General features: G+C 61.0%; 21 protein-coding genes and 1 riboswitch. Of the genes, 7 read left to right on the plus strand and 14 right to left on the minus strand.

The window, feature by feature from the left end:
• Positions 1 to 511: 511 nt before the first annotated feature.
• From thiH to GWQ27_RS17355, 9 genes are all read right to left on the minus strand, one after another.
• Positions 512 to 1,732, minus strand: coding sequence for a 2-iminoacetate synthase ThiH (gene thiH, locus GWQ27_RS17315; protein ID WP_275907909.1), 1,221 nt, complete (start codon positions 1,730 to 1,732; stop codon positions 512 to 514).
• 29 nt (positions 1,733 to 1,761) lie between these two features.
• Positions 1,762 to 2,529 (minus strand): thiazole synthase, encoded by a 768-nt coding sequence (locus tag GWQ27_RS17320; protein ID WP_275907874.1) that lies wholly within the window; start codon positions 2,527 to 2,529, stop codon positions 1,762 to 1,764.
• Position 2,530: 1 nt separating this feature from the next.
• Positions 2,531 to 2,743 carry a sulfur carrier protein ThiS gene (gene thiS, locus GWQ27_RS17325; protein WP_125608607.1) on the minus strand — a complete coding sequence of 71 codons (213 nt, stop codon included), beginning with the start codon at positions 2,741 to 2,743 and terminating at the stop codon, positions 2,531 to 2,533.
• Entirely contained in the window at positions 2,740 to 3,513 is a 774-nt protein-coding gene (locus GWQ27_RS17330) for a HesA/MoeB/ThiF family protein (RefSeq protein ID WP_275907875.1), read from the minus strand. Before GWQ27_RS17330 ends, thiS begins: the two co-directional genes overlap by 4 nt.
• The gene (thiE, locus tag GWQ27_RS17335) at positions 3,503 to 5,077 is read right to left on the minus strand and encodes a thiamine phosphate synthase (protein ID WP_275907876.1); all 1,575 of its coding nucleotides are present in this window, start codon (positions 5,075 to 5,077) and stop codon (positions 3,503 to 3,505) included. Before thiE ends, GWQ27_RS17330 begins: the two co-directional genes overlap by 11 nt.
• Positions 5,074 to 7,080 (minus strand): phosphomethylpyrimidine synthase ThiC, encoded by a 2,007-nt coding sequence (gene thiC, locus GWQ27_RS17340; RefSeq protein ID WP_275907877.1) that lies wholly within the window; start codon positions 7,078 to 7,080, stop codon positions 5,074 to 5,076. Before thiC ends, thiE begins: the two co-directional genes overlap by 4 nt.
• A gap of 262 nt (positions 7,081 to 7,342) precedes the next feature.
• A riboswitch (TPP riboswitch) is annotated at positions 7,343 to 7,456 on the minus strand.
• A gap of 105 nt (positions 7,457 to 7,561) precedes the next feature.
• Complete coding sequence (gene aerA, locus GWQ27_RS17345) at positions 7,562 to 9,040, minus strand: beta-barrel pore-forming toxin aerolysin (protein WP_275907878.1); 1,479 nt, start codon at positions 9,038 to 9,040, stop codon at positions 7,562 to 7,564.
• Between the two features lie 299 nt (positions 9,041 to 9,339).
• Complete coding sequence (locus GWQ27_RS17350; RefSeq protein ID WP_275907879.1) at positions 9,340 to 9,819, minus strand: hypothetical protein; 480 nt, start codon at positions 9,817 to 9,819, stop codon at positions 9,340 to 9,342.
• 86 nt (positions 9,820 to 9,905) lie between these two features.
• Positions 9,906 to 10,322, minus strand: coding sequence for a hypothetical protein (locus tag GWQ27_RS17355; protein ID WP_275907880.1), 417 nt, complete (start codon positions 10,320 to 10,322; stop codon positions 9,906 to 9,908).
• Between the two features lie 90 nt (positions 10,323 to 10,412).
• On the opposite strand from GWQ27_RS17355, the gene GWQ27_RS17360 reads away from it, so the two are divergent.
• Both GWQ27_RS17360 and GWQ27_RS17365 read left to right on the plus strand, forming a co-directional pair.
• Positions 10,413 to 11,081: a response regulator transcription factor gene (locus GWQ27_RS17360; protein WP_275907881.1), complete on the plus strand. Its 669-nt coding sequence runs from the start codon at positions 10,413 to 10,415 to the stop codon at positions 11,079 to 11,081.
• 41 nt (positions 11,082 to 11,122) lie between these two features.
• Positions 11,123 to 12,382 carry a HAMP domain-containing sensor histidine kinase gene (locus tag GWQ27_RS17365; protein ID WP_059111654.1) on the plus strand — a complete coding sequence of 420 codons (1,260 nt, stop codon included), beginning with the start codon at positions 11,123 to 11,125 and terminating at the stop codon, positions 12,380 to 12,382.
• Between the two features lie 70 nt (positions 12,383 to 12,452).
• Here the strand turns inward: GWQ27_RS17365 and rimK are convergent, their stop codons facing one another.
• Positions 12,453 to 13,349, minus strand: a complete 897-nt coding sequence (gene rimK / locus GWQ27_RS17370) for a 30S ribosomal protein S6--L-glutamate ligase (RefSeq protein WP_005316298.1) — start codon at positions 13,347 to 13,349, stop codon at positions 12,453 to 12,455.
• A 239-nt stretch (positions 13,350 to 13,588) separates the two neighbouring features.
• Positions 13,589 to 17,284 carry a methionine synthase gene (metH, locus tag GWQ27_RS17375; RefSeq protein WP_275907882.1) on the minus strand — a complete coding sequence of 1,232 codons (3,696 nt, stop codon included), beginning with the start codon at positions 17,282 to 17,284 and terminating at the stop codon, positions 13,589 to 13,591.
• A gap of 215 nt (positions 17,285 to 17,499) precedes the next feature.
• Between metH and GWQ27_RS17380 the strand changes: the two genes are divergently transcribed.
• Both GWQ27_RS17380 and GWQ27_RS17385 read left to right on the plus strand, forming a co-directional pair.
• Positions 17,500 to 18,777 carry a sodium:proton antiporter gene (locus GWQ27_RS17380; RefSeq protein ID WP_275907883.1) on the plus strand — a complete coding sequence of 426 codons (1,278 nt, stop codon included), beginning with the start codon at positions 17,500 to 17,502 and terminating at the stop codon, positions 18,775 to 18,777.
• A 467-nt stretch (positions 18,778 to 19,244) separates the two neighbouring features.
• The gene (locus GWQ27_RS17385; protein ID WP_021139540.1) at positions 19,245 to 19,421 is read left to right on the plus strand and encodes a hypothetical protein; all 177 of its coding nucleotides are present in this window, start codon (positions 19,245 to 19,247) and stop codon (positions 19,419 to 19,421) included.
• A gap of 146 nt (positions 19,422 to 19,567) precedes the next feature.
• On the opposite strand, the gene GWQ27_RS17390 is transcribed toward GWQ27_RS17385, so the two are convergent.
• Both GWQ27_RS17390 and GWQ27_RS17395 read right to left on the minus strand, forming a co-directional pair.
• Positions 19,568 to 20,089, minus strand: coding sequence for a GNAT family N-acetyltransferase (locus GWQ27_RS17390; RefSeq protein ID WP_275907884.1), 522 nt, complete (start codon positions 20,087 to 20,089; stop codon positions 19,568 to 19,570).
• A 116-nt stretch (positions 20,090 to 20,205) separates the two neighbouring features.
• Positions 20,206 to 21,027 (minus strand): HDOD domain-containing protein, encoded by an 822-nt coding sequence (locus GWQ27_RS17395; RefSeq protein WP_275907885.1) that lies wholly within the window; start codon positions 21,025 to 21,027, stop codon positions 20,206 to 20,208.
• A gap of 175 nt (positions 21,028 to 21,202) precedes the next feature.
• On the opposite strand from GWQ27_RS17395, the gene GWQ27_RS17400 reads away from it, so the two are divergent.
• On the plus strand, positions 21,203 to 21,466 hold the full coding sequence (locus GWQ27_RS17400) for a hypothetical protein (protein ID WP_275907886.1): 264 nt from the start codon (positions 21,203 to 21,205) through the stop codon (positions 21,464 to 21,466).
• A 124-nt stretch (positions 21,467 to 21,590) separates the two neighbouring features.
• Here the strand turns inward: GWQ27_RS17400 and aphA are convergent, their stop codons facing one another.
• Positions 21,591 to 22,301, minus strand: coding sequence for an acid phosphatase AphA (gene aphA / locus GWQ27_RS17405; RefSeq protein WP_234575870.1), 711 nt, complete (start codon positions 22,299 to 22,301; stop codon positions 21,591 to 21,593).
• A gap of 259 nt (positions 22,302 to 22,560) precedes the next feature.
• Here aphA and GWQ27_RS17410 point away from each other — a divergent pair, with 259 nt between their 5' ends.
• Both GWQ27_RS17410 and GWQ27_RS17415 read left to right on the plus strand, forming a co-directional pair.
• Positions 22,561 to 23,781, plus strand: coding sequence for a PAS domain-containing protein (locus tag GWQ27_RS17410; RefSeq protein WP_265420747.1), 1,221 nt, complete (start codon positions 22,561 to 22,563; stop codon positions 23,779 to 23,781).
• A gap of 15 nt (positions 23,782 to 23,796) precedes the next feature.
• Positions 23,797 to 24,168 (plus strand): anti-anti-sigma factor, encoded by a 372-nt coding sequence (locus GWQ27_RS17415; protein ID WP_345893575.1) that lies wholly within the window; start codon positions 23,797 to 23,799, stop codon positions 24,166 to 24,168.

Genomic DNA, 24,168 nt, shown 5'->3' on the forward strand with positions numbered 1-24,168 from the left:
TTGAGGCTCCCACCCTTTGACAACTACACAAGTAAGGTGGGATTTGCCCCCCAACTCGGAGAGACAGGATAGGCACGACTTGGTTTCCCCCTCTTATTCGCTGAGGCGAGCACGCTTGTCCAGGCCGCGAGACAGGATGTCGAGCGAGCGGCGCCGGGCCAGGGACGGCCCGTCGGCGCGTGCCGTCGGACAAGCGGGTGAGCCGAAGGAACCCGACGTAAGTCGGGCGAATAAGCGGGGGTGGCCTTTCTTTTGGTGACTTTTCTTTGGCCACGCAAAGAAAAGTCACTCGCCCAAGCCCGAAGGGCGGGCGAAACCCCGTCGAGGCCAGCGGCCTCGCATCCTGCACGGCGAAGCCGTGCCATCCACCATCCCCACACAACAAAGCGGACGATTACGCCTGACGGCTAATCGACCCTACGATTGCACGGCGCAGCCGTGCCTGCTCGCCACAGGCACGGAGTTTGACTGAACTCACCGAATGCCACTGGCAAAGGGGGCGTGGCCGCCCCTATCGGCCCAAGAAGGGTTCCCAATCCTTGAACACCGGCTGCAACCCAGCCTGCCGCACGGCGGCCGCGACCTCACCGAGGGATCTGTCGTCATGGATGGCGAACTGTTCCAGCTCCTCTGCATCTCCTTCGGCATAGCCGCCGGGCTGGGTGCGCGATTCCGCCGACATCTGGGTGATGCCAAGGCGCAGGGCGCCGTTGCGAAACGCAGGGGATTCCCGGGTGGAGAGCGACAACTCCAGGGTCGGCGAGAAGAGGCGCCAGGCGCAGATAAGCTGCACCAGCTGCCTGTCCGACATCACCACCTCGGGCTGCAGGCCGCCGGTGCAGGGGCGCAGACGCGGGAAGGAGAGCGAATAGCGGCTCTGCCAGTGTTGACGTTCCATCCAGGCCAAGTGTTCGGCCACGAAATAGCTGTCGGCACGCCAATCCGAAGAGAGGCCAATCAGCGCCCCCAGCCCTATCTTGTCGATGCCGGCACTGCCCAGTCGCTCCGGGGTGGCGAGCCGCCAGTCGATATCCTGCTTGTTGCCGCGCAGATGATGGCGGGCGTAACTGGGGGCATGATAGGTCTCCTGATAGACCATGACGGCATCCAGCCCCAGGGTTTTTAGCTCGGCGTAATCCGCTTGCGACAGTGGCTGCACCTCCATCGCCAAGGCGCTGAAATGGCGGCGGATCTGCGGCAGATGCTCACGAAAATAGGCCATGCCCACCTTGCTCTCGTGCTCGCCGGTCACCAGCAACACGCTGTCGAAACCGCGCGCCTTGATGGCCAGACATTCGCGCTCAATTTCCTCTGCATCCAGCGTTTTGCGCTTGAGGCGGTTGCTCATGGAGAAGCCGCAGTAGGTGCAGTCGTTGGCACAGAGGTTCGACAGATAGAGGGGCACATAGAAGCCCACCGTATTGCCGAAACGCTGGCGGGTCAGGCGCTCGGCCTCAGCCGCCATCTGGGGCAGGAAAGGCTCGGCGGCTGGCGAGATCAACGCCATAAAGTCGGCCAGAGTGCGGCGTGGATTGGCCAGCGCTCGCTCGACATCCCGAGTGGTCTTGGCGCGGATCTGCATGCCGATATCGTCCCACTCCAGCTCGCGCCAGCGGTCTACGAAAGACGCGGTCTCGGCCCTCGCCTCTGATGCCCTCACCCCCAGCCCCTCTCCCAGAGGGAGAGGGGAGCTGACCCCATCCATCTCGGGAATTGGGACGAGAGAGGCCATCGCCACCGAGTCTTGCCCTGTGATCAGGCTCATAACGCCCCCAGAAAATCGGTGAGCGGGCTGGAGGCGCTGGCTTGCAGGCCGCGCGCGCCGAGGCCCGCCAGATAGGCGCTGCGACCTGCCTCACAGGCGAGCGCGAAGGCGCGGCCCATGGCGACCGGATCCCGGCTCACGGCGATGGCTGTGTTCACCAGCACGGCGTCGGCCCCCAGCTCAAAGGCGGCGGCGGCGTGACTCGGCGCACCTATCCCCGCATCCACCACCACGGGCACCCGCGCCTGTTCGATGATAATGGCGAGGAAATCCCGGGTCACCAGCCCCTGATTGGAGCCGATGGGGGCGCCGAGCGGCATGACGGCGGCGCAGCCCACCTCTTCGAGCCGCTTGCAGAGCACGGGATCGGCCCCGCAGTAGGGCAGCACCACGAAACCCTCTTTCACCAGCTGTTCGGCGGCCTTGAGGGTCTCTATGGGATCGGGCAGCAGGTATTTGGGATCGGGGTGGATCTCCAGCTTCAACCAGTTAGTCCCCAGCGCCTCGCGGGCCAGATGGGCGGCAAACACCGCCTCGGCGGCCGTCTTGGCGCCCGAGGTGTTGGGCAGCAGCTTGACCCCGAGTGCCAGCAGCGGGGTGAGGATATCGTCGTGGCGCTTGCCGGGTTCGAGGCGCTTGATGGCCATGGTCACCAGCCGGGAGCCGCTTGCTTCGATGGCGGCCGCCATCAGATCCGGGCGGGCAAACTTGCCGGTGCCGGTAAAGAGGCGGGACGAAAATTCATGGTCGGCTATGGTCAGCATCTCAGCCTCCGGCGATGGCAGTGAAAAGGTGGAGTTCATCCCCGTCATTGAGCCGGGTGTCTGGCCAGCGGCTGCGGGGCAGCACGGCGCCGTTGAGGGCCACCGCCACCCCCTGCGGGGCAACCTCGCGGGCCGCCAGCAGTTCGGCCACGCTGATCTGGTTATCCGGGCTGGTCGTCAGCACCAGCTCGCTGTCGTTCAATCGGATCTTCATTGCGCATCCTCCATGGGCTGGGCAAGGGTGACGCTGCCGCACACTGGGCAGGCGGGATCGGGGGACAACCCCAGGGTCTGCCACTCGTGGGTCAGGGCATCGAAACGGCGCAGGGTTCCCTCCACCGGGCTGGGTTTGCCCAGCAGCAGACGCAAGGCTTCCAGCGCCTGCAAGGCGCCCATCACCCCCACCAGGGGGCCGGTGACGCCGCTGCTCTGGCAGCTCTCCGTGATGCGGGTATCCAGCGGATAGAGGCAGGCGTAGCAGGCGTGCTCGGGGGCGGTTCGTACCATCAGCTGACCCTGCCAGCCGACGGCGGCAGCCGAGATCCAGGGCTTGTGCTGGGCCACACAGGCGGCGTTGATGGCGTGACGGCTGGCCAGGTTGTCGCAGCAGTCGACAACCAGATCCACCTCGGCCACGAAGGCGGGCAGGCTCTGCTCATCGAGCCGCTGATTGATGGCGATCAGCTCCACATGGGGGTTGTGGGCCGCCAACCGCTCGCGGGCCAGCTCGGCCTTGGAGTGATTGACCGCCTCGGAATCGAACAGGATCTGGCGCGGCAGGTTGCTGGAATCCACCGTATCGCCGTCGGCCAGCCAGAGGGTGCCCACCCCGGCTCCGGCCAGATAGAGGGCCAGCGGCGAGCCGAGCCCGCCGAGGCCGACGATCAGCACGGATGCCTCTTTCAGCCTCGCCTGCCCCGCCTCGCCGATTTCGCTCAGCATCAGTTGCCTGCCGTAGCGCAGGTATTCCGCATCAGAGAGCATGATCGGCCTCCTGCTGCGTGATGACCTGATGGATAAGCGCAGAGCAGGGCTCATCCCCCGCCCCCACTGCTGCCAGCAATCGGGCTGTTGCCCCCTGCCAGTCATCGCTTGCCGTGATGGCCGACACAAGGGCAATGCTGCCGACCCCGCTTGCCTGTACCGCAGCCACGCGATCCTCGCCGATGCCGCCGATGGCGACCGTCGGCCAGTCGCGCATGAGTGCCTGGTAGCGTTGCAGTCGCACCAACCCCTGGGGGCGGGACGGCATCTGCTTGGTGTTGGTGGGGAAGATATGACCCAGCGCTATGTAGGAAGGGGCCAGTTCGCGGGCCCGCATCAGCTCGAAGTAGCCGTGGGTGGAGAGACCGAGGCGCAGGCCGGCGGCCTGGATGGCGGCGAGATCCGCCGTCTCCATGTCCTCCTGCCCCAGATGCACGCCATAGGCACCCGCGGCTATGGCCTGCTGCCAGTAGTCGTTGATAAAGAGCCGCGCACCAAAGCGGCGACCCAGCGCTACCGCCTCGGCAATGGCCGGTGCCACCTGGGCGGCGGGCAGGTTCTTGATGCGCAGTTGCAGGGTCTTGACCCCGGCTCCCAGCAGGCGCCTGAGCCACTTGACCGAATCCACCACAGGATAGAGACCCAGATGCTGTTCGGTCGCGGCAAAGGGGCCCCCGGGCAGGCGGGCCTCGCAGGCGGGATAGAGACCAAAACGGCGATCCAGGCTCGACCCCGCCAGCACGGCGCGGGGGAAGTGGGCAAGATCCGCTGGCCAGCCGAGATGGGCGATGGGGCCAGGACCTGCCCCCACCCCTTGCGCCCCAGCCAAGCCTTGTTGCAGGTAGGCGCGCGCCAGCGTGATGGCGTCATCGACCGGGTGATCCTGCGCCACCACGGCGGCGATGGCGCTGGCATAACAGCAACCGGTGCCGTGGCCGTGGCGGGTGTCGATACGCGGCGCCGCCAGCCAGAACTCGCGGTGCTCGTCCTGGTAGTAATCGAGGCAGAGCTCGTCGCTCCAGCCCAGATGCCCGCCCTTGACCAGCACGGCGCGGGCGCCCAGTTCGCGCAGTCGCGCCGCCCCCGCCCGCACCAGCTCAGGGCTGCTGGCGGGAATGCCAGTCAGCGCCTCCAGTTCGGGGCCGTTCGGGGTGATGAGGGAGAGGCGCGGCAGCAGATGTTCGCACACCGCCGCCAGCATGTTGGCTTCGGCCATGGGGGTGCCTGTGCTGGCGATGGCCACCGGGTCATAGACCACGAAGGGGGCCGTCAGGGTATCAAGCCGCCGGGCCAGCACCTCCACATGGAGCCGGGTCGGCAACAGGCCTATCTTGATGGCCGCCGGGGGCAAGTCGACGCCGAGGGCGTCGATCTGGGCGGTGAAAGTCTGCATCAGCACGGGATCGACCATCTTCACCGCCACCGAGTTCTGGGCAGTGATGGCGGTGATGACAGAGCAACCGTGCACACCGAGATCGTGCAAGGTATGCAGATCGGCCTGCATGCCGGCACCGCCCCCGGAATCTGAACCGGCTATGGTCCAGACGATGGGTCGGCTGTTCATGCCTCCTCCCGCGCCGGTTTGAGGGCCGCCGCCTGATGGTAGAGCTCGCTCCCCTTCTCTTTGAAGGTTTCTGCCATCTGCGCCATGCCGCTCTCGACCTCGGCCACTACCCGCTCCTGCCGGCCATCCATGCCCACCAGTTTCACCTCGACTGCCTCCAGACTGGCCGCGTAATCGCGCACGTCCTGGGTGATCTTCATGGAGCAGAACTTGGGGCCGCACATGGAGCAGAAGTGGGCCACCTTGCCGGACTCCTGGGGCAGGGTCTCGTCGTGGTAGGCGCGGGCGGTTTCGGGATCCAGCGCCAGGTTGAACTGATCCTCCCAACGGAACTCGAAGCGCGCCTTGGACATGGCATTGTCGCGGATCTGGGCACCCGGGTGACCCTTGGCCAAGTCAGCGGCGTGGGCGGCGATCTTGTAGGTGATGAGGCCCTGCTTCACGTCCTCCTTGTTGGGCAGCCCCAGGTGCTCCTTGGGGGTGACGTAGCAGAGCATGGCGCAGCCGTACCAGCCGATCATGGCGGCACCTATGCCGGAGGTGAAGTGATCATAACCGGGAGCTATGTCGGTGGTGAGCGGGCCCAGGGTGTAGAAAGGCGCCTCGTGACAGTGCTCCAGCTGCTCCGTCATGTTGCGCTCTATCATGTGCATGGGCACATGGCCCGGCCCCTCTATCATCACCTGGACGTCGTACTCCCAGGCGATCTTGGTCAGCTCGCCCAGGGTGCGCAGCTCGGCGAACTGGGCCTCGTCGTTGGCGTCATAGACAGAGCCGGGACGCAGACCGTCCCCAAGCGACAGGGCCACGTCATAGGCGGCGCACAGCTCGCAGATCTCGCGAAAATGCTGGTAGAGGAAGTTCTCTTTATGGTGGGACAGGCACCACTTGGCCATGATGCTGCCGCCACGGGAGACGATGCCGGTGAGACGCTTGGCGGTCATGGGTACGTAGCGCAGCAGTACGCCGGCATGGATGGTGAAGTAATCCACCCCCTGCTCGGCCTGTTCGAGCAGGGTATCGCGGAACAGCTCCCAGGTGAGGTCTTCGGCGATGCCATTGGTTTTTTCCAGCGCCTGATAGATGGGCACAGTGCCGATGGGCACAGGGCTGTTGCGCAGGATCCACTCGCGGGTCTCGTGGATGTTGCGACCGGTGGAGAGATCCATGACGGTGTCGGCGCCCCAACGGGTGGACCAGACCAGCTTCTCCACCTCCTCTTCGATGCTGGAGCTGACCGCCGAGTTGCCTATGTTGGCGTTGATCTTCACCAGGAAGTTGCGGCCTATGATCATGGGCTCGGTTTCCGGGTGGTTGATGTTGTTGGGAATGATGGCGCGGCCGGCGGCCACTTCGTCACGCACGAATTCGGGGGTGATGTTCTCGGGCAGGCGGGCACCGAAACCCTGACCCGGATGCTGGCGCAGCAGCAGCTCGGAGCGCACCCGCTCGCGGCCCATGTTCTCGCGGATGGCGATAAATTCCATCTCGGGGGTGACCAGCCCCTGACGGGCATAGTGCAGCTGGGTTACACGGCGGCCAGGCTTGGCGCGACGTGGCTTGGGCAAGTTATCGAAGCGCAGGTGATCCAGCCCCTCGTCGGCGAGACGCTCCTGGGTGAAGGCGGAGCTGAGATCATCGAGCTCTTCGGTATCACCGCGCTCCCGTACCCAGCTTTCCCGCAGGCGTGGCAGACCGAGACGCACGTCGATGACGGCATGCTCATCACCGTAGGCACCCGAGGTGTCGTAGACGGGGACAGGCTCGTTGGCTTCGAACTGAGGGTTATCCTTGCTGCCCCCCACCAGGGTGTCGGCCAGGGCAATTTCGCGCAGCCCCACCCGGATATCGGGGCGAGAACCTTCGATAAAGATGCGGCTGGAGTTGGGATGGGCCATCCCCTTGAGATTGTCGATAAAACGCTGGGCACTGGCACGCTGCTCGCGGCGGCCGACGGGGACTGACTTGGCATTTTCCGGCACGGAAGTTTTTGAGGTAGACATAGCAAAACTCACATTAACTGATTGAAGTTATGGGTGTTTGCTTGTCTGGAGTTCGAGGAGAAGTGATGAACCTGTGGGTGAGGTTTGCATTCAAGAGGGAGCAAAACTGAAGCCTTGGCTTCCTCCTGCGCATCTTCTGTACTCCCCCTGATGGACAAGGCGACAGAACAGGATGGCAGACTCCCTCTTGTGCGCACTGGCTTGCCGGTCGGATCACTCCTCTCGGCGAGCGGGAAAGCTTGTTCCTCCCCGGCGCGGCAACCCACTGGTTACCCTTGTTTCCCTTCGCAGGTGCTAGCCTGATCAGGTTCCACGGATCCCGAATTAACGGTCTCAGCCTTGCGTCGTTCGACGGTTGGCACTCCGACAAGATGGCGCCAGTATAAGTGGGGAAATGGAAAGCACAAGCCTTTAACAAGACCGACCAGTGCAAACAACAACCGGGCCATAGGCCCGGTTCTCTTACTGCAACACACTGCCATTATTGGTTGGCAGCAGGGGTCACGCTGAGGCTGACATTGTTGAAGCCAAGCCCTGAGAGCTCTTGTGCATCGAGCGGGATCTCCAGTCTCAGACCCTGACCGGCACCCAGGTTGCGTGCACGGCTCGACTGGCTGGCGGCAGCGACCGGCACGGGAGCGCCGATTTCGATGTTGCCGGCAAACTGGCTCTCGGCACTGAAATCACCTGTGATCCCGGCCCGAACCGGGCGCAGCACCCTGGCCAGGTTATTCTGCATGGTAGGCAGACCGTTCTGCTGTATGGTCCAGTTCCAATCCCACCACTTCACTTCACCCGGGATATAACGCTTGTCCCACTGGTAGCGGATACTGCTGGCCTTGTCCTTGTATGGCCCTATGACGAAGGTGTGGTTCCAGTTCGGGCGGTTGTCCGGATGGGTATACCAGGCGTTGCCGCCCCAGCGCAGGAAACCGCTCAGGGTCAGGTCATAGCTGACATCGGCCTTGAACTCGTAGGGGTAGGAGATATCGGCTTTGTAGAGCTCTATCTTCACCGGGATCTTGGAGTGGGCCGGTACTGTCGGGCGCACGGACTGGGACAAAGAGGTGGTGGTCGAGCCCCCGTTCTGGGAGGCCCAGGACTGGTTGGCAGCAATCTCGATGGAGAGCTCGGTTTCCCCCACCAGCGGCCACTTGAACTTGTTCTTGGTGGTCACCTTCTCGCTCAGGCCATAGGTGTTGGTCTTGGACCAGTTGGTGGCTGTGTCGTAGCGCAGGGTGACGTCATAACCGGATTGAGGCGTGTCGCTGTCGTTGATAGCCCACCCCACCACCGTCTTGACCAGTTGGCGGTCGGACTGGGTCACATCGCCATGCTTGAAACTGTCAGGATCCAGGTTGTAGGCAAAATTGCTCACCTTGATGGAGGTCTTGTCACCACAGCGATAACCGTCGCAGCCACCGTCATTGTTGCCACGGATCACCCAGCCATCGCCATCACGGGTCACATCCATGTCTTCGCCGACATATTGACTGTGATTTCCCCCTACCCAGGCATAGCCCAGATAATGGGCCAGATAACTGGTTGGTTTGATGAAATTCGCACTGTCATGTACCAGCCGCCATTGCACATCTACTTCATCACCATCTGGAATATCCAGGGCAGACAGAGTCGGTATTTCTCCGGTAGCAGGATTGGTCGGATAGCACCAGGTATTGGACGCTGAACCTGGTTTTATTTCACCATTATACCCCGGCCCCATAATGACCCAGCCGTTGGCGAGTCCGCTTATTTGCCACTGCCCCATCATGCCGACAATATTGCTTTTGACGCTCTGCGCCTCTTCTCGATTGACGGGGCGATACTTGTCGCCACAGACCTCTTGCCCCAGTGAAAACAGGCGAAGCTGGTCTGGATAGACGGGCTCTGCCGCTTGCGCCTGTGCCATCAGCAGGCCGGATATGATTAATGACAAGCCAGTTATTTTTAGTTTTTTCATAGCAACCCCAATATATTAAACACTGACATGCATTCACCCGATTTATATATCAACAGGCAGCATGTGAGTATGACAGTATCAGTCGCATTAATTTCATTATGCGATCAAGTCCACACTTTAATATATAAAAAATTAACCAGAAGATTAATTCAGAATTGTTTTATATTGAGCAATATAATATCAGAGCATGCACTCTATTATTTTATTCGTCACTTAATCATATTTAAGAACATCTTAAAAAAGCGAGTTCTAATTTAGCAATTTAAATATTGCAAAATTAAATGACCAAGGCCTCGGCATTATTTCGGCTCATCCTCCGGATTCGGGATCAGTATCTCGGTCACGCGGCCCGTCTCGTCACGGGTCAGCACCAGGGTACGCCCCGGTTGCAGATCGGCGGGGCTGCCGTTGAGCCAGCGGGTACCGGCATCAAATGTCATTGTGCCCAGCCCCTGCAATTGCAGCGCATGGCCCGTCACGGCGAACAAGGTGCCCTCCGCCCGGCGCCACTGGGCAGCCGGTTCTGACTCAGGTGCGTGTCCATCAAGGCGAATATGTTCGGCGACGCCGTTGCGACTCAGGATGGCGAGCTTCATGCCGGGTTTGAGGTCGGAAAACTGACGCACCCCGGCCAGTGCGGCGCTGCCAAGCTCCAGCTCGGCCCCTTGAAATTGTAACCGAATGCCATCGTTGTGTTCCAGCTCCACCTGCCAGAGCTCGCCATCGACGGCAAGGGTGCAGAACGGCAGAGCCAGCAGCAGGAGGGAGGTGCGTGTCATGACAGAAGACCCATGGTCAAACCCTGATGAGGTTTAACTATGGGCCTGGGCGGGCAATTTTTCCGGTCGCCAGAAGCGCCTGCTGCTCAATCATCCTGGCGGCAACGGCTCAACCGCATGCCGTCGAACTTGCACTCCAGCTCCAGCCAGCGCCCTTCGAAGGGAGCCAGGCTGTTATCCGAGGTGACATAGCCCCAGATCCGTCCTTGCGCCACCGGTCCCTCCAGCTCCATCTCGTCCTCTTCGTCCAGCGCCTCCACCTCGCGGATCACCCTCACCCCTTCCTCAACCACCCCTTCCAGATCGACCCAGCGGCCACCGAGATCGTCCTCGCTCAGCCCATCCTTGAAGCGGGTCCCTTCGTCGAGCACGAAGGGGATGCCGTTGACCATCAGCTGGCCCAGTTGCCAGGTGGTGCGGCCGGTCAACTTGAACTCGGCCGACTGCACAGTGCCAAGTGGCAACAATATAAACAGCAGCAGAGCGCACAGAGACTTCTTCATCAGGGATCCTCGGGGTTACACTGCCACACAGGATGCCTCGTCCAGTGTGAGATGACCGTGAAATATCGGTCAAAACCAGGAGATCAAAACATGAAAATACTGGTGGTGGAAGACAATCCCCAGGTAGCGGAAACCATCATGGATTACCTGGAGCTGGCCGGGCACAGGCTGGACTGCGCCTATCACGGTCAGGCTGCCCTGCAACTGCTGGCCGAGCAGCGCTTCGACGTCATCATCATGGATGTCATGATGCCGCGTCTGGATGGCCTCTCCACGGTTGAGCGGCTGCGGGCCGATGGCATAGCAACCCCTGTGCTGTTTCTCACCGCCCGCGACAGTCTGGATGACAAGCTGGCGGGCTTTCGGGCCGGTGGCGATGACTATCTGGTCAAGCCGTTCGCCATGGAGGAGCTGGAAGTGCGGCTGCAGGCGCTGGCCCTGCGTGGCCCCCGCAGCGACATGGGGGCCCTCAGCGTGGGCGAGCTGACTCTGGATCCCGCCAGTGGCCGCGCCACCCGCGCCGGAGTCGAGCTCAAGCTCGGCAAGATCCCGTTCCAGATCCTCACCCTGCTGGTGCGCCGCGCCCCCCATCTGGTGAGCCGGCAAGAAGTGCTGGAGACAGTCTGGGGGGACGAGGAGCCAGACTCCGATGCCCTGCGCAGCCACATCTATGCCCTGCGCAACGCCCTCGACAAACCCTTCCCTACCCCCATACTGGAAACCCTCCACGGTCAGGGCTATCGACTGGTGACATCATGATCAAACCCGGAGGCCATGACCCATCCCCATCGGGTGATTCAATGAACCAGCCAGCGGGAGGCCTTGACCAGGCACAGCCGGATACCCAGGTCAGCCTGCCCAGTTTGCGCCATCGCCTGATCCTGACCCTGAGCGGGGCGGGCATGCTGCTGCTGATCATCATCAGCCTGTTGATGGTGGTGGCCGAAGACAAGATGGAAGAGTTGAGCCTGCGTCACTGGCTGGAAGCTGAGGTCACCCGCTACAACGATGACTGGCTGCAGCTCGGCATGGCGGCCCCCGCCCCCAGTCCGCGCCAGTTCTCCAGTTACTGGACCGAAGCGGGCCGACTGCCAGCCTGGCTCAAGCCCTATCAGAGCCCGGGCTTCTTCGAGCACCAGCTTGGCGAGGAGGACAAGCACTTCCTGGTGAGGCCCCATCCCTCCGGCCAGGGGCTGCTCTATCTGGTGTTCAACGACGACGCCGACGACTATCTGGATCCTTACGAAGATCAGCTACATCTGGCTACCAGGCTGATAGGCTTGACCCTGCTGATCGCGTGCATCGGTTTCGGCATCTGGCTGGTGCGTCACATCACGGGGCCACTGCAGCGGTTGCAGCAAAGGGTCGCCCACCTCACCCCGGATCAGGCGGATTTCGTGCCTGATGCCCCCTGGCAGGAGTTGCGGGAGATCGAGCTGGCACTGCTGACCGGCAAACACGAGGTGGCCGCCGTGTTCGCCCGCGAGCAGGAGTTCAGCCGTTTTGCCAGCCATGAGCTGCGCACCCCCAACATGGTGATCCAGGGGTCGGCAGCGCTGCTCGGCAAGGTAACGGACTTGCCCGCCCCCGCCGCCCGTGCCACCACCCGCATTCGCGCCGCAGCAGACGAAATGGCGCTGCTCACAGAGACCTTCCTGCTGCTGGGTCGCAAGGAGGCGGTGGAGCGTTCGTTGCAACGGGTAGAACCACTGATCCGGCAGGAGCTGGTGCGCCTCGCCCCGCTGTTGCAGCGAGAGACGCTCGATATCAGGCTCACCCTGGACGAGGCAAGCGAGGTCAATGCCCCCCTCTCCTTGCTCGCCATTGCCCTCGGCAACCTGCTGAAAAATGCCTTGAGCTATGCCGAGGGGCATATCGAGATCGAGCTGTGCGGGCCCGTGCTCACCATCAGCAACCCGACTGCGGCCGCGCCGGATCAGATCCTCGGCTACGGCTGCGGCCTCACCATCATACAGCGCATCTGCGAGAAGCTCGGCTGGCAGATAGACACCCGGCTGGAGGCTGGCGTCTTCAGCGCCAGACTGGAAATGCGGGAGTAACCGACACGTAAACAACACAAGGCGCCCGAGGGCGCCTTGTGTTTATACCGCTATGCAAGCCGTCAGCGGCTTATTCGGCAGGCTTGTTCTTGCGGCTCGCCTTGAGTTCCAGGAACTCGATGATCTTGCCAGCCACATCCTTGCCGGAGGCGGCTTCCACCCCTTGTAGACCGGGGGAAGAGTTCACCTCCAGCACCAGAGGACCGCGGGCAGAACGCAGAATATCCACACCGGCCACATCCAGCCCCATGATCTTGGCCGCCTGCACTGCGGTGGCCCGCTCTTCGGGGCTTATCTTGATCGCCTCGGCAGTGCCGCCACGGTGCAGGTTGGAGCGAAACTCCCCCGGCTGGGCCTGACGGCGCATGGCTGCGACTACCTTGCCATTGACCACCAGACAGCGAATGTCGGCGCCGTTGGCCTCGCGGATATACTCCTGCACCAGGATGTTGTTGTTGGTCTGGATAAAGGCCTCGATCACGCTCTCGGCCGCCTTGTGGGTCTCGCACAACACAACGCCAATTCCCTGGGTGCCTTCCAGCAGCTTCACTACCAGAGGGGCGCCCCCCACCATGGTGATGAGATCCGGCACATCATGGGTGCTGTGGGCATAGCCGGTGATGGGCAGACCTATGCCGTGGCGCGACAACAACTGCATGGCCCGCAGCTTGTCGCGGGAACGGGAGATGGCCACAGAGCTGTTGAGGGCCATGGTGTTCATCATCTCGAACTGGCGCAGCACGGCGGTGCCGTAAAAGGTGATGCTGGCGCCGATGCGCGGGATCACGGCGTCGTAACTCTCCAGCTCTCGTCCTTCGTAATGAATGGAGGGGCTGTGGGAGGCGATATTCATGTAGCAGCGCAGGGTGTCGAGCACCTCTACCTGATGACCGCGCGCCTGCGCCACCTCGACCAGACGGCGGGTGGAATAGTTTCTGGGCTCACGGGATAAAATGGCGATCTTCATGACAATTCCGCTAGAAGGCAGTGCCTGGGCAGGATGGGGCGGGAGAGTATAAGGTGCCACAGCGCCAAGACAACGCCAATTGTTTCTCCTGACAACAAGACAAACCACGCAGAACTGCACACTGCAATCCCGTTGTCACCGATATGTCAAACGGCGGCCCTAAGCTGGTCTGTCCACCAGCCCAAGGATGCCGCCGTTTCTCGTCAAAGATCAACCAATGTCACTCGGGAGATCGGGATTCAGTTCAGGTTCGGCCCCAGCCAGCGTTCTGCTTCCGCCAGGGTCATCCCCTTGCGGGCAGCGTAATCTTCCACCTGATCCTGCTGGATCTGCGCCACCGCGAAGTATTTGCTGTCGGGGTGGGAGAAGTACCAGCCCGACACGGCCGCCCCCGGCCACATGGCGTAGGATTCCGTCAGCTTCATGCCGATGGCCTGCTCCACGCCCAGCAGCTCCCAGATGCTCCCTTTTTCAGTGTGCTCGGGACAGGCGGGGTAACCGGGCGCCGGGCGGATGCCGCGGTAGTTCTCGCGGATCAGATCCTCATTGCTGAGGGCCTCATCTTGGGCATAACCCCAATGCCGCTTGCGCACCTGCTCGTGCAGATACTCGGCGAAGGCCTCGGCGAGACGGTCGCACACCGCCTGGATGAGGATGGCGTTGTAGTCGTCATGATCCGCCTTGTAGGCAGTGGCGATGGCCTCTTCCCCGATACCGCCAGTCACCGCGAAGGCACCGATCCAGTCCGGCTTGCCGCTCTCTTTCGGTGCCACATAGTCCGCCAGACAGTAGTTGGGGAAGCCCTGCTTCTCGCTCTGCTGACGCAGGTGGTGCAGCACCTTGCGCACCTTGCTGCGCGACTCGTCGGTATAGACCTCTATGCTGTCGCCGATCGTGTTGGCCGGAAACAGACCTATGATGCCGGCGCAGCGCACGCTCTCGTCCTGCTCCAGCTTGTCCAGCATGGCGTTGGCATCGGCAAACAGCTTGGTCGCCTCCTCACCTATGATCTCGTCTTCGAGAATGCGCGGATACTTGCCCGCCAGCTCCCAGCTGAGGAAAAACGGCGTCCAGTCTATGTAGGGGCGCAGCACCGAGACGGGCACGTTCTCAAACGTCTGCACGCCCGGCTCACGGGGGGCCGGCGGTTGATAGTTCACCCAGTCCAGCTGCTGCCGGTTGGCTCGGGCATGGGCCAGACTGACCGGCTTGGATCTCGGCTGCTTGCGGGCATGCTGATCCCGGGCGACCTCGTACTCCTTGTCGATGCGGGCGACAAACGCAGGCTTGAGTTCAGGGTTGAGCAGGCTCTGGGCCACCCCGACGGCGCGCGACGCGTTCGACACATAGACCACGGGTTCGCTGTAGTTCTGCTCTATCTTGACCGCTGTGTGGGCCTTGGAGGTGGTGGCACCGCCGATCAAGAGCGGCAGCTTGAAGCCCTGACGCTCCATCTCTTTGGCCACGTGCACCATCTCGTCGAGAGACGGCGTGATCAGGCCAGACAGCCCTATGATATCGGCCCCCACTTCCCGCGCCGTCTTGAGAATGGTCTCGCAGGAGACCATGACCCCGAGATCCACTATCTCGTAGTTGTTGCACTGCAACACAACGCCGACGATGTTCTTGCCGATGTCGTGCACGTCACCCTTGACGGTGGCGAGCACTATCTTGCCGTTGCTGTAGCCGCCCTGTTTCTCGGCTTCGATGTAGGGTTGCAGATAGGCCACAGCCCGCTTCATCACCCGGGCGGATTTGACCACCTGAGGCAGAAACATCTTGCCCGCGCCAAACAGATCGCCGACCACGTTCATGCCATCCATCAGGGGCCCTTCGATCACGTGCAGCGGCTTCTCGGCACCGGCCCGCGCCTCTTCCGTATCCTCTTCGATAAAGTCGGTGATGCCCTTGACCAGAGCGTGTTCCAGCCGCTTGCCCACCGGCCAGCTGCGCCACTCCTGATCCCGCGGATCCTCCGCCTGGGCTCCGGCACCGCGATACTTCTCGGCGATGGCCAGCAGATCCTCGGTGGCACTGTCACTCAAGTTGAGCACCACGGCCTCGACCTTGGCCTTCAGCTCTGCCGGTATGTCTTCATAGATGGCGAGCTGACCGGCGTTGACTATACCCATGTCCATGCCGTTCTGGATGGCGTGGTAGAGGAAGACAGCGTGGATGGCTTCGCGCACCGGTTCATTGCCGCGAAACGAGAAAGAGACGTTGGAGACACCGCCCGAGATCATGGCATGGGGCAAATGGGTCTTGATGTCCTTCACCGCCTCGATGAAGTCCACCGCATAGTTGTTGTGCTCGTCAATGCCGGTCGCCACCGCGAAGATATTGGGATCGAAGATGATGTCTTCCGGCGGGAAACCCACCTGATCCACCAGGATCCGGTAAGCCCGTTGGCAGATCTCGAACTTGCGGGTGCGAGTGTCAGCCTGGCCCACCTCATCGAACGCCATGACGATGACGGCGGCACCATAGCGGCGCAGCAGTTTGGCCTGCTGGATGAATTTCTCCTCCCCCTCTTTCATGGAGATGGAGTTGACCACCGGCTTGCCCTGCACGCACTTGAGGCCGGCTTCCAGCACCTCCCACTTGGAGGAGTCGATCATAACGGGCACACGGGCGATATCAGGCTCACCGGCGATCAGGTTCAGGAAGCGCACCATGGCCGCTTCGGCGTCCAGCATCCCCTCGTCCATGTTGATGTCGATGATCTGGGCACCGCTCTCCACCTGCTGCTTGGCCACATCGAGGGCTTCGTCGTAGAGCCCCTCCTTGATCAGCCGCTTGAACTTGGCGGAACCTGTGACGTTGGTACGCTCACCCACGTTCACAAACATGGAGTCCGCCGTGATGATGAGGGGCTCGAGGCCAGACAGGCGGCAGGCGACCGGCAACGTGGGCAAGGTGCGCGGCTTGATGCCGGCCACGGCATCAGCCATGGCGCGAATATGGGTCGGGGTGGTGCCGCAGCAGCCGCCCACCATGTTGAGAAAACCGCTTTGGGCCCACTCGCGGATATGGTCAGCCATCTCACCCGCGTCGAGATCGTACTCGCCGAACGCATTGGGCAGACCGGCATTGGGGTGGGCGCTCACAAAGGTCTCGCTGATGCGCGACAACTCCTCCACGTACTGACGCAACTCGTCGGGCCCCAGCGCACAGTTGAGACCGAACGAGATGGGTTTGACATGGCGCAGGGAGTGATAGAAGGCTTCGGTGGTTTGGCCGGAGAGAGTACGCCCCGAGGCATCCGTGATGGTGCCGGAGATCATCACGGGCAGCGCATAGCCCAGCGCCTCGAACACCCCTTCCACCGCAAAGGCAGCCGCCTTGGCGTTGAGGGTATCGAAGATGGTCTCGATCAGAATGAGGTCCGCGCCCCCCTCGATCAGGGCATGGGTCGACTCCGTATACGCAGCCACCAGCTGGTCATAGGTGACGTTGCGCTTGCCGGGATCGTTCACGTCCGGCGAGATGGAGCAGGTGCGGTTGGTGGGGCCCAGCACACCGGCGACAAAGCGGGGCTTGTGGGGCTCTTTCGCCGTCCACTCGTCAGCCACGGCACGGGCCAGCCTGGCCGCCTCGCGGTTGATCTCGGCCGAAAGCTCTTCCATCTCGTAATCGGCCATGGCGATGCGAGTGGCGTTGAAAGTGTTGGTTTCGAGGATGTCGGCCCCGGCGGCACAATACTGGTCGTGGATCTCGCGAATGATCCCGGGCCTGGTCAGCACCAGCAGGTCGTTGTTGCCCTTGATGTCGGTATGCCAGTCGGCAAACCGCTCACCGCGATAATCCGCCTCGCCCAGCTTGTAGCCCTGGATCATGGTGCCCATGGCCCCGTCGATGATCAGGATCCGTTCCTTGAGACAGGATTCCAGTTTCTTTGTTGGGTCCGACTTTATGCTCGGCTTTTCGTTCAACACCGCTCGCTCCTCTTACATCCATGCAACTGCGTGAAGGTCATCCTAGCAGCAAACAAATCAAATGGAAATCTAGCCGTCTATCTGTCCACGGCGGAGTCCACAATAACCGACGGATACTCATAAATAGGTAATGAGTAACATGTGACCCCAGAGTACCCTATGCCGGTCCTCAGCGAAGGATACGTGCTTGCTGTTTACTAACGAGAAAAATAACCATGAGCGTCTACTACACACTCTGCTTTTTGGCAGCGTTGGCGATCCTGATCGCCTTTGCCAACCAGTATGTCGTGAAGATCCAGACCACCATCGCCATCACTGCCGGATCCATGCTGATCTCCGCCCTGATGGTGCTGTTTGGCAAACTGGGTTGGTTCAACCTTGAGCCCCTGGCCATCGAAACCATGAAGAGCATCGACTTCCAGAATTTCCTGCTGAAGGGGATCCTGGGCTTCCTGCTGTTCGCTGGCGGCATTGGCATCAACCTCAAGGCCTTGCGCAGCCAGAAGTGGGAAATCACCATACTGGCGATCTTCTCCACCCTGCTCTCCACCTTCCTGATCGGTTACGGCTTCTGGTTCATCGCCAAGCTGCTGGGCTGGGAAGTACCGCTGGTATATTGCCTGCTGTTCGGGGCCCTGATCACCCCCACCGACCCCATTGCCGTGCTGGCCATCGTCAAGAAGATGCAGGCGCCCCCCCAGATCGCCATCCAGATCGAAGGGGAATCCCTGTTCAACGACGGTACCGGTCTGGTGATCTTCGCCACCGTCTTTGCCGTCGCCTTTGGTGGCGTTGAACCGACCTTCGGCAGCGTCGCCGGTCTGTTCCTGCACGAGGCCCTCGGCGGCATCTTGTTCGGCGCCGTGCTGGGGCTGCTCGCCCACGTGATGATCAGTGCCACCGACGATGGTTCCCTGGAGCTGCTGCTGACCCTCTGCATCCCGACGGCCGGCTTTGCCCTTGCCAACATGATGGGAGTCTCCGGTGCCCTGGCCATGGTGGTGACTGGCATCATGATCGGCAACTGGACCCGTCACTCCGGCTTCTCCGAGCAGAGCAGCCACTATCTGGATCACTTCTGGGAGTTGATGGACCAGTTCCTCAACGCGCTCTTGTTCCTGCTGATCGGCCTGGCGCTGGTGCTGCTGGATCTCGCCTGGCGTGACTGGATCCTGCTGGTTATCGCGGTACCGCTCTGCCTGGCCGCGCGCTTCATCAGCGTCTCTGTCCCCTTCATGGCCTTCCGCCGTTTTCGCACCTACAACCGCTTCACCATCCGCATCCTTACCTGGGGCGGCTTGCGTGGCGGTCTGGCCATGGCCATGGCGCTGGCACTGCCTTCCGGTGTCATGATGATACCCGGGCACAACGTCGATCTGCGTCAGGTCATACTGGTGATGACCTACTCTGTGGTGATGTTCTCCATCGTGGTGCAGGGCATGACCATTACCCCCATGATAACCGCCGCCAAGAAGGCCAGCGGCGACTACTGAGTCACCGTCTGACAGTGATTGACCTGCTGAAAAAGGGCTCCCGACGGGAGCCCTTTTTATCTCGGATAACACGACAAAAACGGATCTGGCACAAAATCACCAAATAATTGTTTGCTTTTTATTCATATCGAGGAGAGAATGCGCGCCGGCTAGTTAATCAGCCCTGTTTATGTTTACCCTGCAATGCTTCACTCACGATGAATCCTGTCAGTATCCGCATAACCTCCCTCTGATTTACTCGCCTCGAGAACCGTCAGGCTGTCTGCCTGCGTTGCCCGGCTCTCACGGCGCAGACCCGCTCTGCCCACCCAATTTGATTTATGCATCAGCATATTCCTTGATAGTGCAGACGCCCCTGACAGGGCTGGGTATTCCTGCGCGCTTGTTGACCACAAAGTCAACCGCGTCCATTAACCTGACATTTGCCAACACAAGGAGCAAACACTTAATTTATATAGAGAAATACCATGATGAAAACCATACATACACACAAACCCCTGCGTCGTAGCAAACCCATCAACCTGCCTGTGCAAGAGCAGGATTCCGATGCGTTCCTGATCCAGTTCAGCACCCGCTTCAGCGGCGGTTTCGCCATCTCCTGTGATGGTATCGCTGGCGAGTTCTCCATCGAAGACCTCAACTGATCCTGCCTGCCCTCCGGCAGCGCCCGATGCAGACAGGCCGCAACTCACGGCGGCCTCTTTGCTTCAACTCCTGTTTATTCTCCTGAACCAGCGCCGTCAGCATCGCCTTCCATCACTGGCTGTCAGCTGCATCCCCGTTTCATACCTCAGGCCAGGTTCGTTTCGGCTCCGGCAGCCTCCAGCAGCAGACACGCGTCGGCATCCTCGCTCAACTTGACCAGCCGGCTTTGTACCAGCCCCAGCTTGGCCAGCAGTGACAGTGATCGTTCGTTGCCCGGTGTGACTATGGCGATGACACGCACAATCCCCAACCTTTCCCGGCCGTCCTGCAGCGCCGCCTTTGCCGCTTCTATGCCATAACCCTGACCACGATAGGAGGGCAGGAAGGCATAGCCAATGTCTTCACAGGGCAGGGTGTCTCGCCTGATCAAACCACAGATGCCGATCTTGGCTTCATCGCCTCTGCGCGCCACCAGATAGAGGCCGTGGCCATGGCGAGCATAACTGACCGCGGGCCCTTGCTGGATGTAGTGTTCGGCATCCGCCAGGGTACGCACACCGCGATCGCCAATGTAACGGTGGAAATCGCTGTCGTTGAGCAGCTCAAGAATAAAGGGAGCATCGGCGATGGTCAGTTCGCGCAGCAGCAGGCGCTCGGAGAGGATCATGACAAGGGCTCTTTCAGAAAATACAGGCCTTCAAGACTGCCTCTGCACCGCAGGGTTGGCAAGGCAAACCCCATGAAAAAGGGCCGCATTGCGGCCCGGTGACAATATGAACGGGCTCAGGCCGCCAGCAAACCCGCATAGCCATTGCCGTGTTCCCGCATCGCCACCAGCACGGCGGCGCAGTCAGACCATGGCAGACCAAGTCGGTCTGCTACCTGAGTTGGCCACTCGGGCGGCGCTACCTCCCCCACATCCGATTGGGCCGCCAGGGCGATGGCCAGATGGATCAGGCCAGCTTCGACAGAAAACTCCTTGGCCAGCATGGGGTTGTAGTGGTATTCCACCGCATGGCAGATACTGAGGGGAAATTGCCAGCGCCTGGCCATCTCGGCCCCGGTCTGGGCATAGTTGAAACCAACCACCAGCTCCTCTGCCTTGGCGCGCCCCTTGCTGGGTTCAAGATCCTGAATGTGGTTAACCATGTTTTCCGGCAGACCCACATGCATGATGAGGCGCCCCATGTCGAACAGCAGGGCACAGGTGAACACCTCCTCCCCTTTCATGCCCTTTATCTTGGCCAGCAACCTGGCCAGCTCGGCCACATCGAACACGTTGCCCCAGAAGTGCCTGAGATCGATGCCGGGCACCGAATGAACAGATCCCGTCAGGCCGCAGGCAAGCACCATATTGCGTACCACATCGACTCCGAGCCGCACCACGGCTTCGTTGACGGTGGCAACCTGACGATTGCCGCCAAACTTGGCGGAGTTGGCCAGCCGCAGCAGCTTGGCAGAGATGACGGGATCCTTGTTGATCTTCTTGGCGATCAACAGGATATCTGGCTCATTCTCATTGAAGGTCTGTACCAGATCGCGCATGACTTCGGGTACATTGGGCAGGTTTTGGGGATGGGATAACAGAGAGTCTATGGTGGGCATATCGATATCCGTCCATGCAATTTTATGATGGTTTTCGTTTGCTGACAGCAAACCCACAGATAAGTATGAGTAACAAAAACTGGCGCCACAGAAATGTTTTTATCGCAATATTTCAAAGTGTTAATGCCAGCTTCGTTATACTGGCATCTTTTATGGCATGACGAGGAAGTACACCATGAGCGAATCCACCGAGTTCTTTGACGAGCAAACCCTGCTGGAGATGGTCGACAACCAGCTGATCGACGGTAATCCGTTGCAGGTCAAGGCGACCCTGATGCGATTGGTGATGAAGGGCACCCCACGGGAAGAGGCGCTGCAATATATCGCCTGCGCCCTCGGGGCCGAGCTGATGGCGATGGAGGCTGAACAGGGCCCCTTCAACCTAGAGCGCTACGCCCAGTTTCTGGATTCCCTGCCCGAGATGCCCTGGGCGGACTAAACCGCCGTACGCGCACAAGGGGAACTTGTCGGCAACCCATGCCACGATGCCAACTTCCGCGACACAGACTGACTAAAAAGCCGGATCCTGACAGGATCCGGCTTTTTTATAGCGGTTACGCCGCTCAGAACTGGGAGTTGACGATCACCTCTTCCCCCAGGGCGCCAGCCAGCGGCAGTGGGCGATAGCTGGAGTTTGCCGCCCGCAGCAACCGAATGCCGCGGGCGCCCACTTCCTGCGCAGCCTTGATATCCCCGTCCGCATCGCCGTAGAAGACCTTCATCTGCTTGTCCTTGAGCCACTGCACCTTGGTGTTCTGGCCAGGCTGATCGCCGGCGAAGATCACCGGATTGAGGCGATCGGCGGGGATCCCCATGGTCTGCTGCAGGGTCTGGCTCACGGTTTCCGTTTTGGTGGCCGAACGGCCAGTGACGAAATAGATGTGATCGCCGCGTTTGAGGTGCATGGCGATCAGCGCCTTGCCCACCTCTTTCGGCATGCTGAACGCATCCCAGCCGTTGTTCATCTTCTCCCAGAAGGCGGGGTTCTTCAGATAGCTCTCGTCGTTGGGCGAGAACTCCTGCTTGCCGCGATAGAAACCCGGGCTGGAGAAGAGCAGGGTATCGTCGATATCAAAACCTACCGCCATCGGGGGCAGACCATCCAGACTCTTGGCAATCTGCTCTACCGAGACCCAGTGAACAGGAGCCTGCTGTGCCAGGGTCACAGTCGTGACACCAGCCGGGCTGGTCATGACCTGATCGGCCAGGGCGGGCAGGCTGAAGGTGGCGGCAAACAGAGATGCTATCAGGGCAAGACGGGAAAAAGCGGGCATGGCACAACTCATGACGTGAATGAAACGGGGTGCCAATCCTGCCCCATGCTGCCGATGCAAACCGTGAAACTCGCCACAAAACTGGGCTCGGTGGACAGATCCCGCCCTGTTTTGTCCCCTCGGAATAAACATCCAGCAACCGGAAGATGACAAGCCTCTTTTGACCCTTTATTCCAGCCGGAAGAGCCGGAGTGGGCTATAACTGCTTAGCACCCTTTATTGACATCAAAATCAACGACTCCCTCTCACTGGAGATGCCATGGACGCGCACACTTCCTCTTCCAATACCACAGGCTCGGCCCCTTCCCCTCATCAGGCCGGGATGGACGCCATCGATCAGGTGCTGGCCCGGCTCGAACTCTCGCAAGAGGGGCTGATCCTGGATGCCAACCCTCATTTTCTCGCCATCATGGGCTACCCCCTGGATGAGCTAAAGGGCAAGCACCACGACATGCTGCTCTCCCCGGATGAGGCCCAATCTGCCACTTATGACACTTTCTGGGAGACGCTGCGCAGCGGCACGTCACAGGAAAGCGAGTTTCACCTGCTGGATAAACAGGGGCGGGATATCTGGATCCGGGGTGCCTGCAGCCCGGTTCTGGATGCCGAGGGGCAGCTGACCCGCATCATCGTATACGCCATGGATCTGACCGGGCAGAAGCAGCTCACTGCCAGCTTCGAGGGCCAGCTCAATGCCCTGAGCCGGGTCATGGGCAAGGTAGAATTCTCGCTGGATGGCACCATACTGGATGCCAATCCACGCTTTCTCGGCATAGTGGGCTACCGGCTGGAGGAGCTGAAGGGCCAGCACCACAGGCTGCTGGTTGACCCGGACTACGCCCAGTCGGCGGATTACCGCACCTTCTGGGAAACCCTGCGACGGGGCGAGTTTCTCGCAGGCGAATTCTGCCGGCTCGGCAAGCAGGGACAGGAGGTCTGGATCCAGGGATCCTACAACCCGGTGCTGGATCTGAACGGCAAGCCCAGCAAAATCGTCAAATTTGCCACCGACATCACGGCGCAGGTGGAGCAGCACCGCCAGCTCAAGCGTGCCATGGTGGAAGCGGAAGAAGCCGCCAGAGTGCGCGAGGAGCTGCACAAGTCGCTGCAGGAGATGTCGACCCCTGTCACCCCTATCTGGGACGGGATCCTGCTGCTGCCATTGGTGGGGATCATCGACTCAATGCGCACCGCCGACGTGATGAACAAGTCACTCACCAAGATCGCCGAAACCCGGGCCCGGGTCTTCGTGCTGGATATTGCCGGTGTCGCCACCGTGGATACCGGCGTCGCCAACCAGCTGATCAAGATCACCAAGGCGACCCAGTTCATGGGCTGTGAGGCCATCATCTCGGGAGTCTCCCCCGCCATTGCCCGCACCATGGTGGAGCTGGGGGTGTCGGTCGGCGACGTCCGTACCACGGCAACCCTGAGAGATGCCTTCGAAATAGCGCTCAAACGGGTCGGTTCCACCCTCTAGGATACGGCCATGACCATGCAGCTCAACAACGATCTTGGCATCGCCGATGTGGCCGACTGCATAGTGGTCAGCATGCGTCCCGATCTCGGTGACGATGGCATGCAGATGCTGATGCAGGCCCTCTCCCAGCGACTGGTACACGGGCGTCACCATGCAGTGTTGCTCGACTTCTCCGGCGTCATGCTGCTGGATCACCATGAGTTCAGACAGGTACGCAAGCTGGCGGAGGTGTGCCGCCTGTTAGGCGCCATCTGCCTGCTGGTGGGGCTCAATGCCGGGATCGCCGCGTTTCTGTCGCTGGCCGAAGCGCAGCCCGGGCCGCTGCGCTGCTTCATCGACATGGACGACGCCTTCGCCCACGTCCGCCGTCTCAAGGGCGAGGAGTAA

The sequence above is a fragment of the Aeromonas sp. 5HA1 genome, from assembly GCF_029237245.1.
GTDB classification, from domain to species: Bacteria; Pseudomonadota; Gammaproteobacteria; order Enterobacterales; family Aeromonadaceae; genus Aeromonas; species Aeromonas salmonicida.

What these genes read in the sequence shown, in the direction of transcription:
- thiH (WP_275907909.1), bottom strand. Translation starts at nt 1,732, where the DNA reads ATGGCCTCTCTCGTCCCAATTCCCGAGATGGATGGGGTCAGCTCCCCT.
- GWQ27_RS17320 (WP_275907874.1), bottom strand. Translation starts at nt 2,529, where the DNA reads ATGCTGACCATAGCCGACCATGAATTTTCGTCCCGCCTCTTTACCGGC.
- thiS (WP_125608607.1), bottom strand. Translation starts at nt 2,743, where the DNA reads ATGAAGATCCGATTGAACGACAGCGAGCTGGTGCTGACGACCAGCCCG.
- GWQ27_RS17330 (WP_275907875.1), bottom strand. Translation starts at nt 3,513, where the DNA reads ATGCTCTCTGATGCGGAATACCTGCGCTACGGCAGGCAACTGATGCTG.
- thiE (WP_275907876.1), bottom strand. Translation starts at nt 5,077, where the DNA reads ATGAACAGCCGACCCATCGTCTGGACCATAGCCGGTTCAGATTCCGGG.
- thiC (WP_275907877.1), bottom strand. Translation starts at nt 7,080, where the DNA reads ATGTCTACCTCAAAAACTTCCGTGCCGGAAAATGCCAAGTCAGTCCCC.
- aerA (WP_275907878.1), bottom strand. Translation starts at nt 9,040, where the DNA reads ATGAAAAAACTAAAAATAACTGGCTTGTCATTAATCATATCCGGCCTG.
- GWQ27_RS17350 (WP_275907879.1), bottom strand. Translation starts at nt 9,819, where the DNA reads ATGACACGCACCTCCCTCCTGCTGCTGGCTCTGCCGTTCTGCACCCTT.
- GWQ27_RS17355 (WP_275907880.1), bottom strand. Translation starts at nt 10,322, where the DNA reads ATGAAGAAGTCTCTGTGCGCTCTGCTGCTGTTTATATTGTTGCCACTT.
- GWQ27_RS17360 (WP_275907881.1), top strand. Translation starts at nt 10,413, where the DNA reads ATGAAAATACTGGTGGTGGAAGACAATCCCCAGGTAGCGGAAACCATC.
- GWQ27_RS17365 (WP_059111654.1), top strand. Translation starts at nt 11,123, where the DNA reads ATGAACCAGCCAGCGGGAGGCCTTGACCAGGCACAGCCGGATACCCAG.
- rimK (WP_005316298.1), bottom strand. Translation starts at nt 13,349, where the DNA reads ATGAAGATCGCCATTTTATCCCGTGAGCCCAGAAACTATTCCACCCGC.
- GWQ27_RS17380 (WP_275907883.1), top strand. Translation starts at nt 17,500, where the DNA reads ATGAGCGTCTACTACACACTCTGCTTTTTGGCAGCGTTGGCGATCCTG.
- GWQ27_RS17385 (WP_021139540.1), top strand. Translation starts at nt 19,245, where the DNA reads ATGATGAAAACCATACATACACACAAACCCCTGCGTCGTAGCAAACCC.
- GWQ27_RS17390 (WP_275907884.1), bottom strand. Translation starts at nt 20,089, where the DNA reads ATGATCCTCTCCGAGCGCCTGCTGCTGCGCGAACTGACCATCGCCGAT.
- GWQ27_RS17395 (WP_275907885.1), bottom strand. Translation starts at nt 21,027, where the DNA reads ATGCCCACCATAGACTCTCTGTTATCCCATCCCCAAAACCTGCCCAAT.
- GWQ27_RS17400 (WP_275907886.1), top strand. Translation starts at nt 21,203, where the DNA reads ATGAGCGAATCCACCGAGTTCTTTGACGAGCAAACCCTGCTGGAGATG.
- aphA (WP_234575870.1), bottom strand. Translation starts at nt 22,301, where the DNA reads ATGCCCGCTTTTTCCCGTCTTGCCCTGATAGCATCTCTGTTTGCCGCC.
- GWQ27_RS17410 (WP_265420747.1), top strand. Translation starts at nt 22,561, where the DNA reads ATGGACGCGCACACTTCCTCTTCCAATACCACAGGCTCGGCCCCTTCC.
- GWQ27_RS17415 (WP_345893575.1), top strand. Translation starts at nt 23,797, where the DNA reads ATGCAGCTCAACAACGATCTTGGCATCGCCGATGTGGCCGACTGCATA.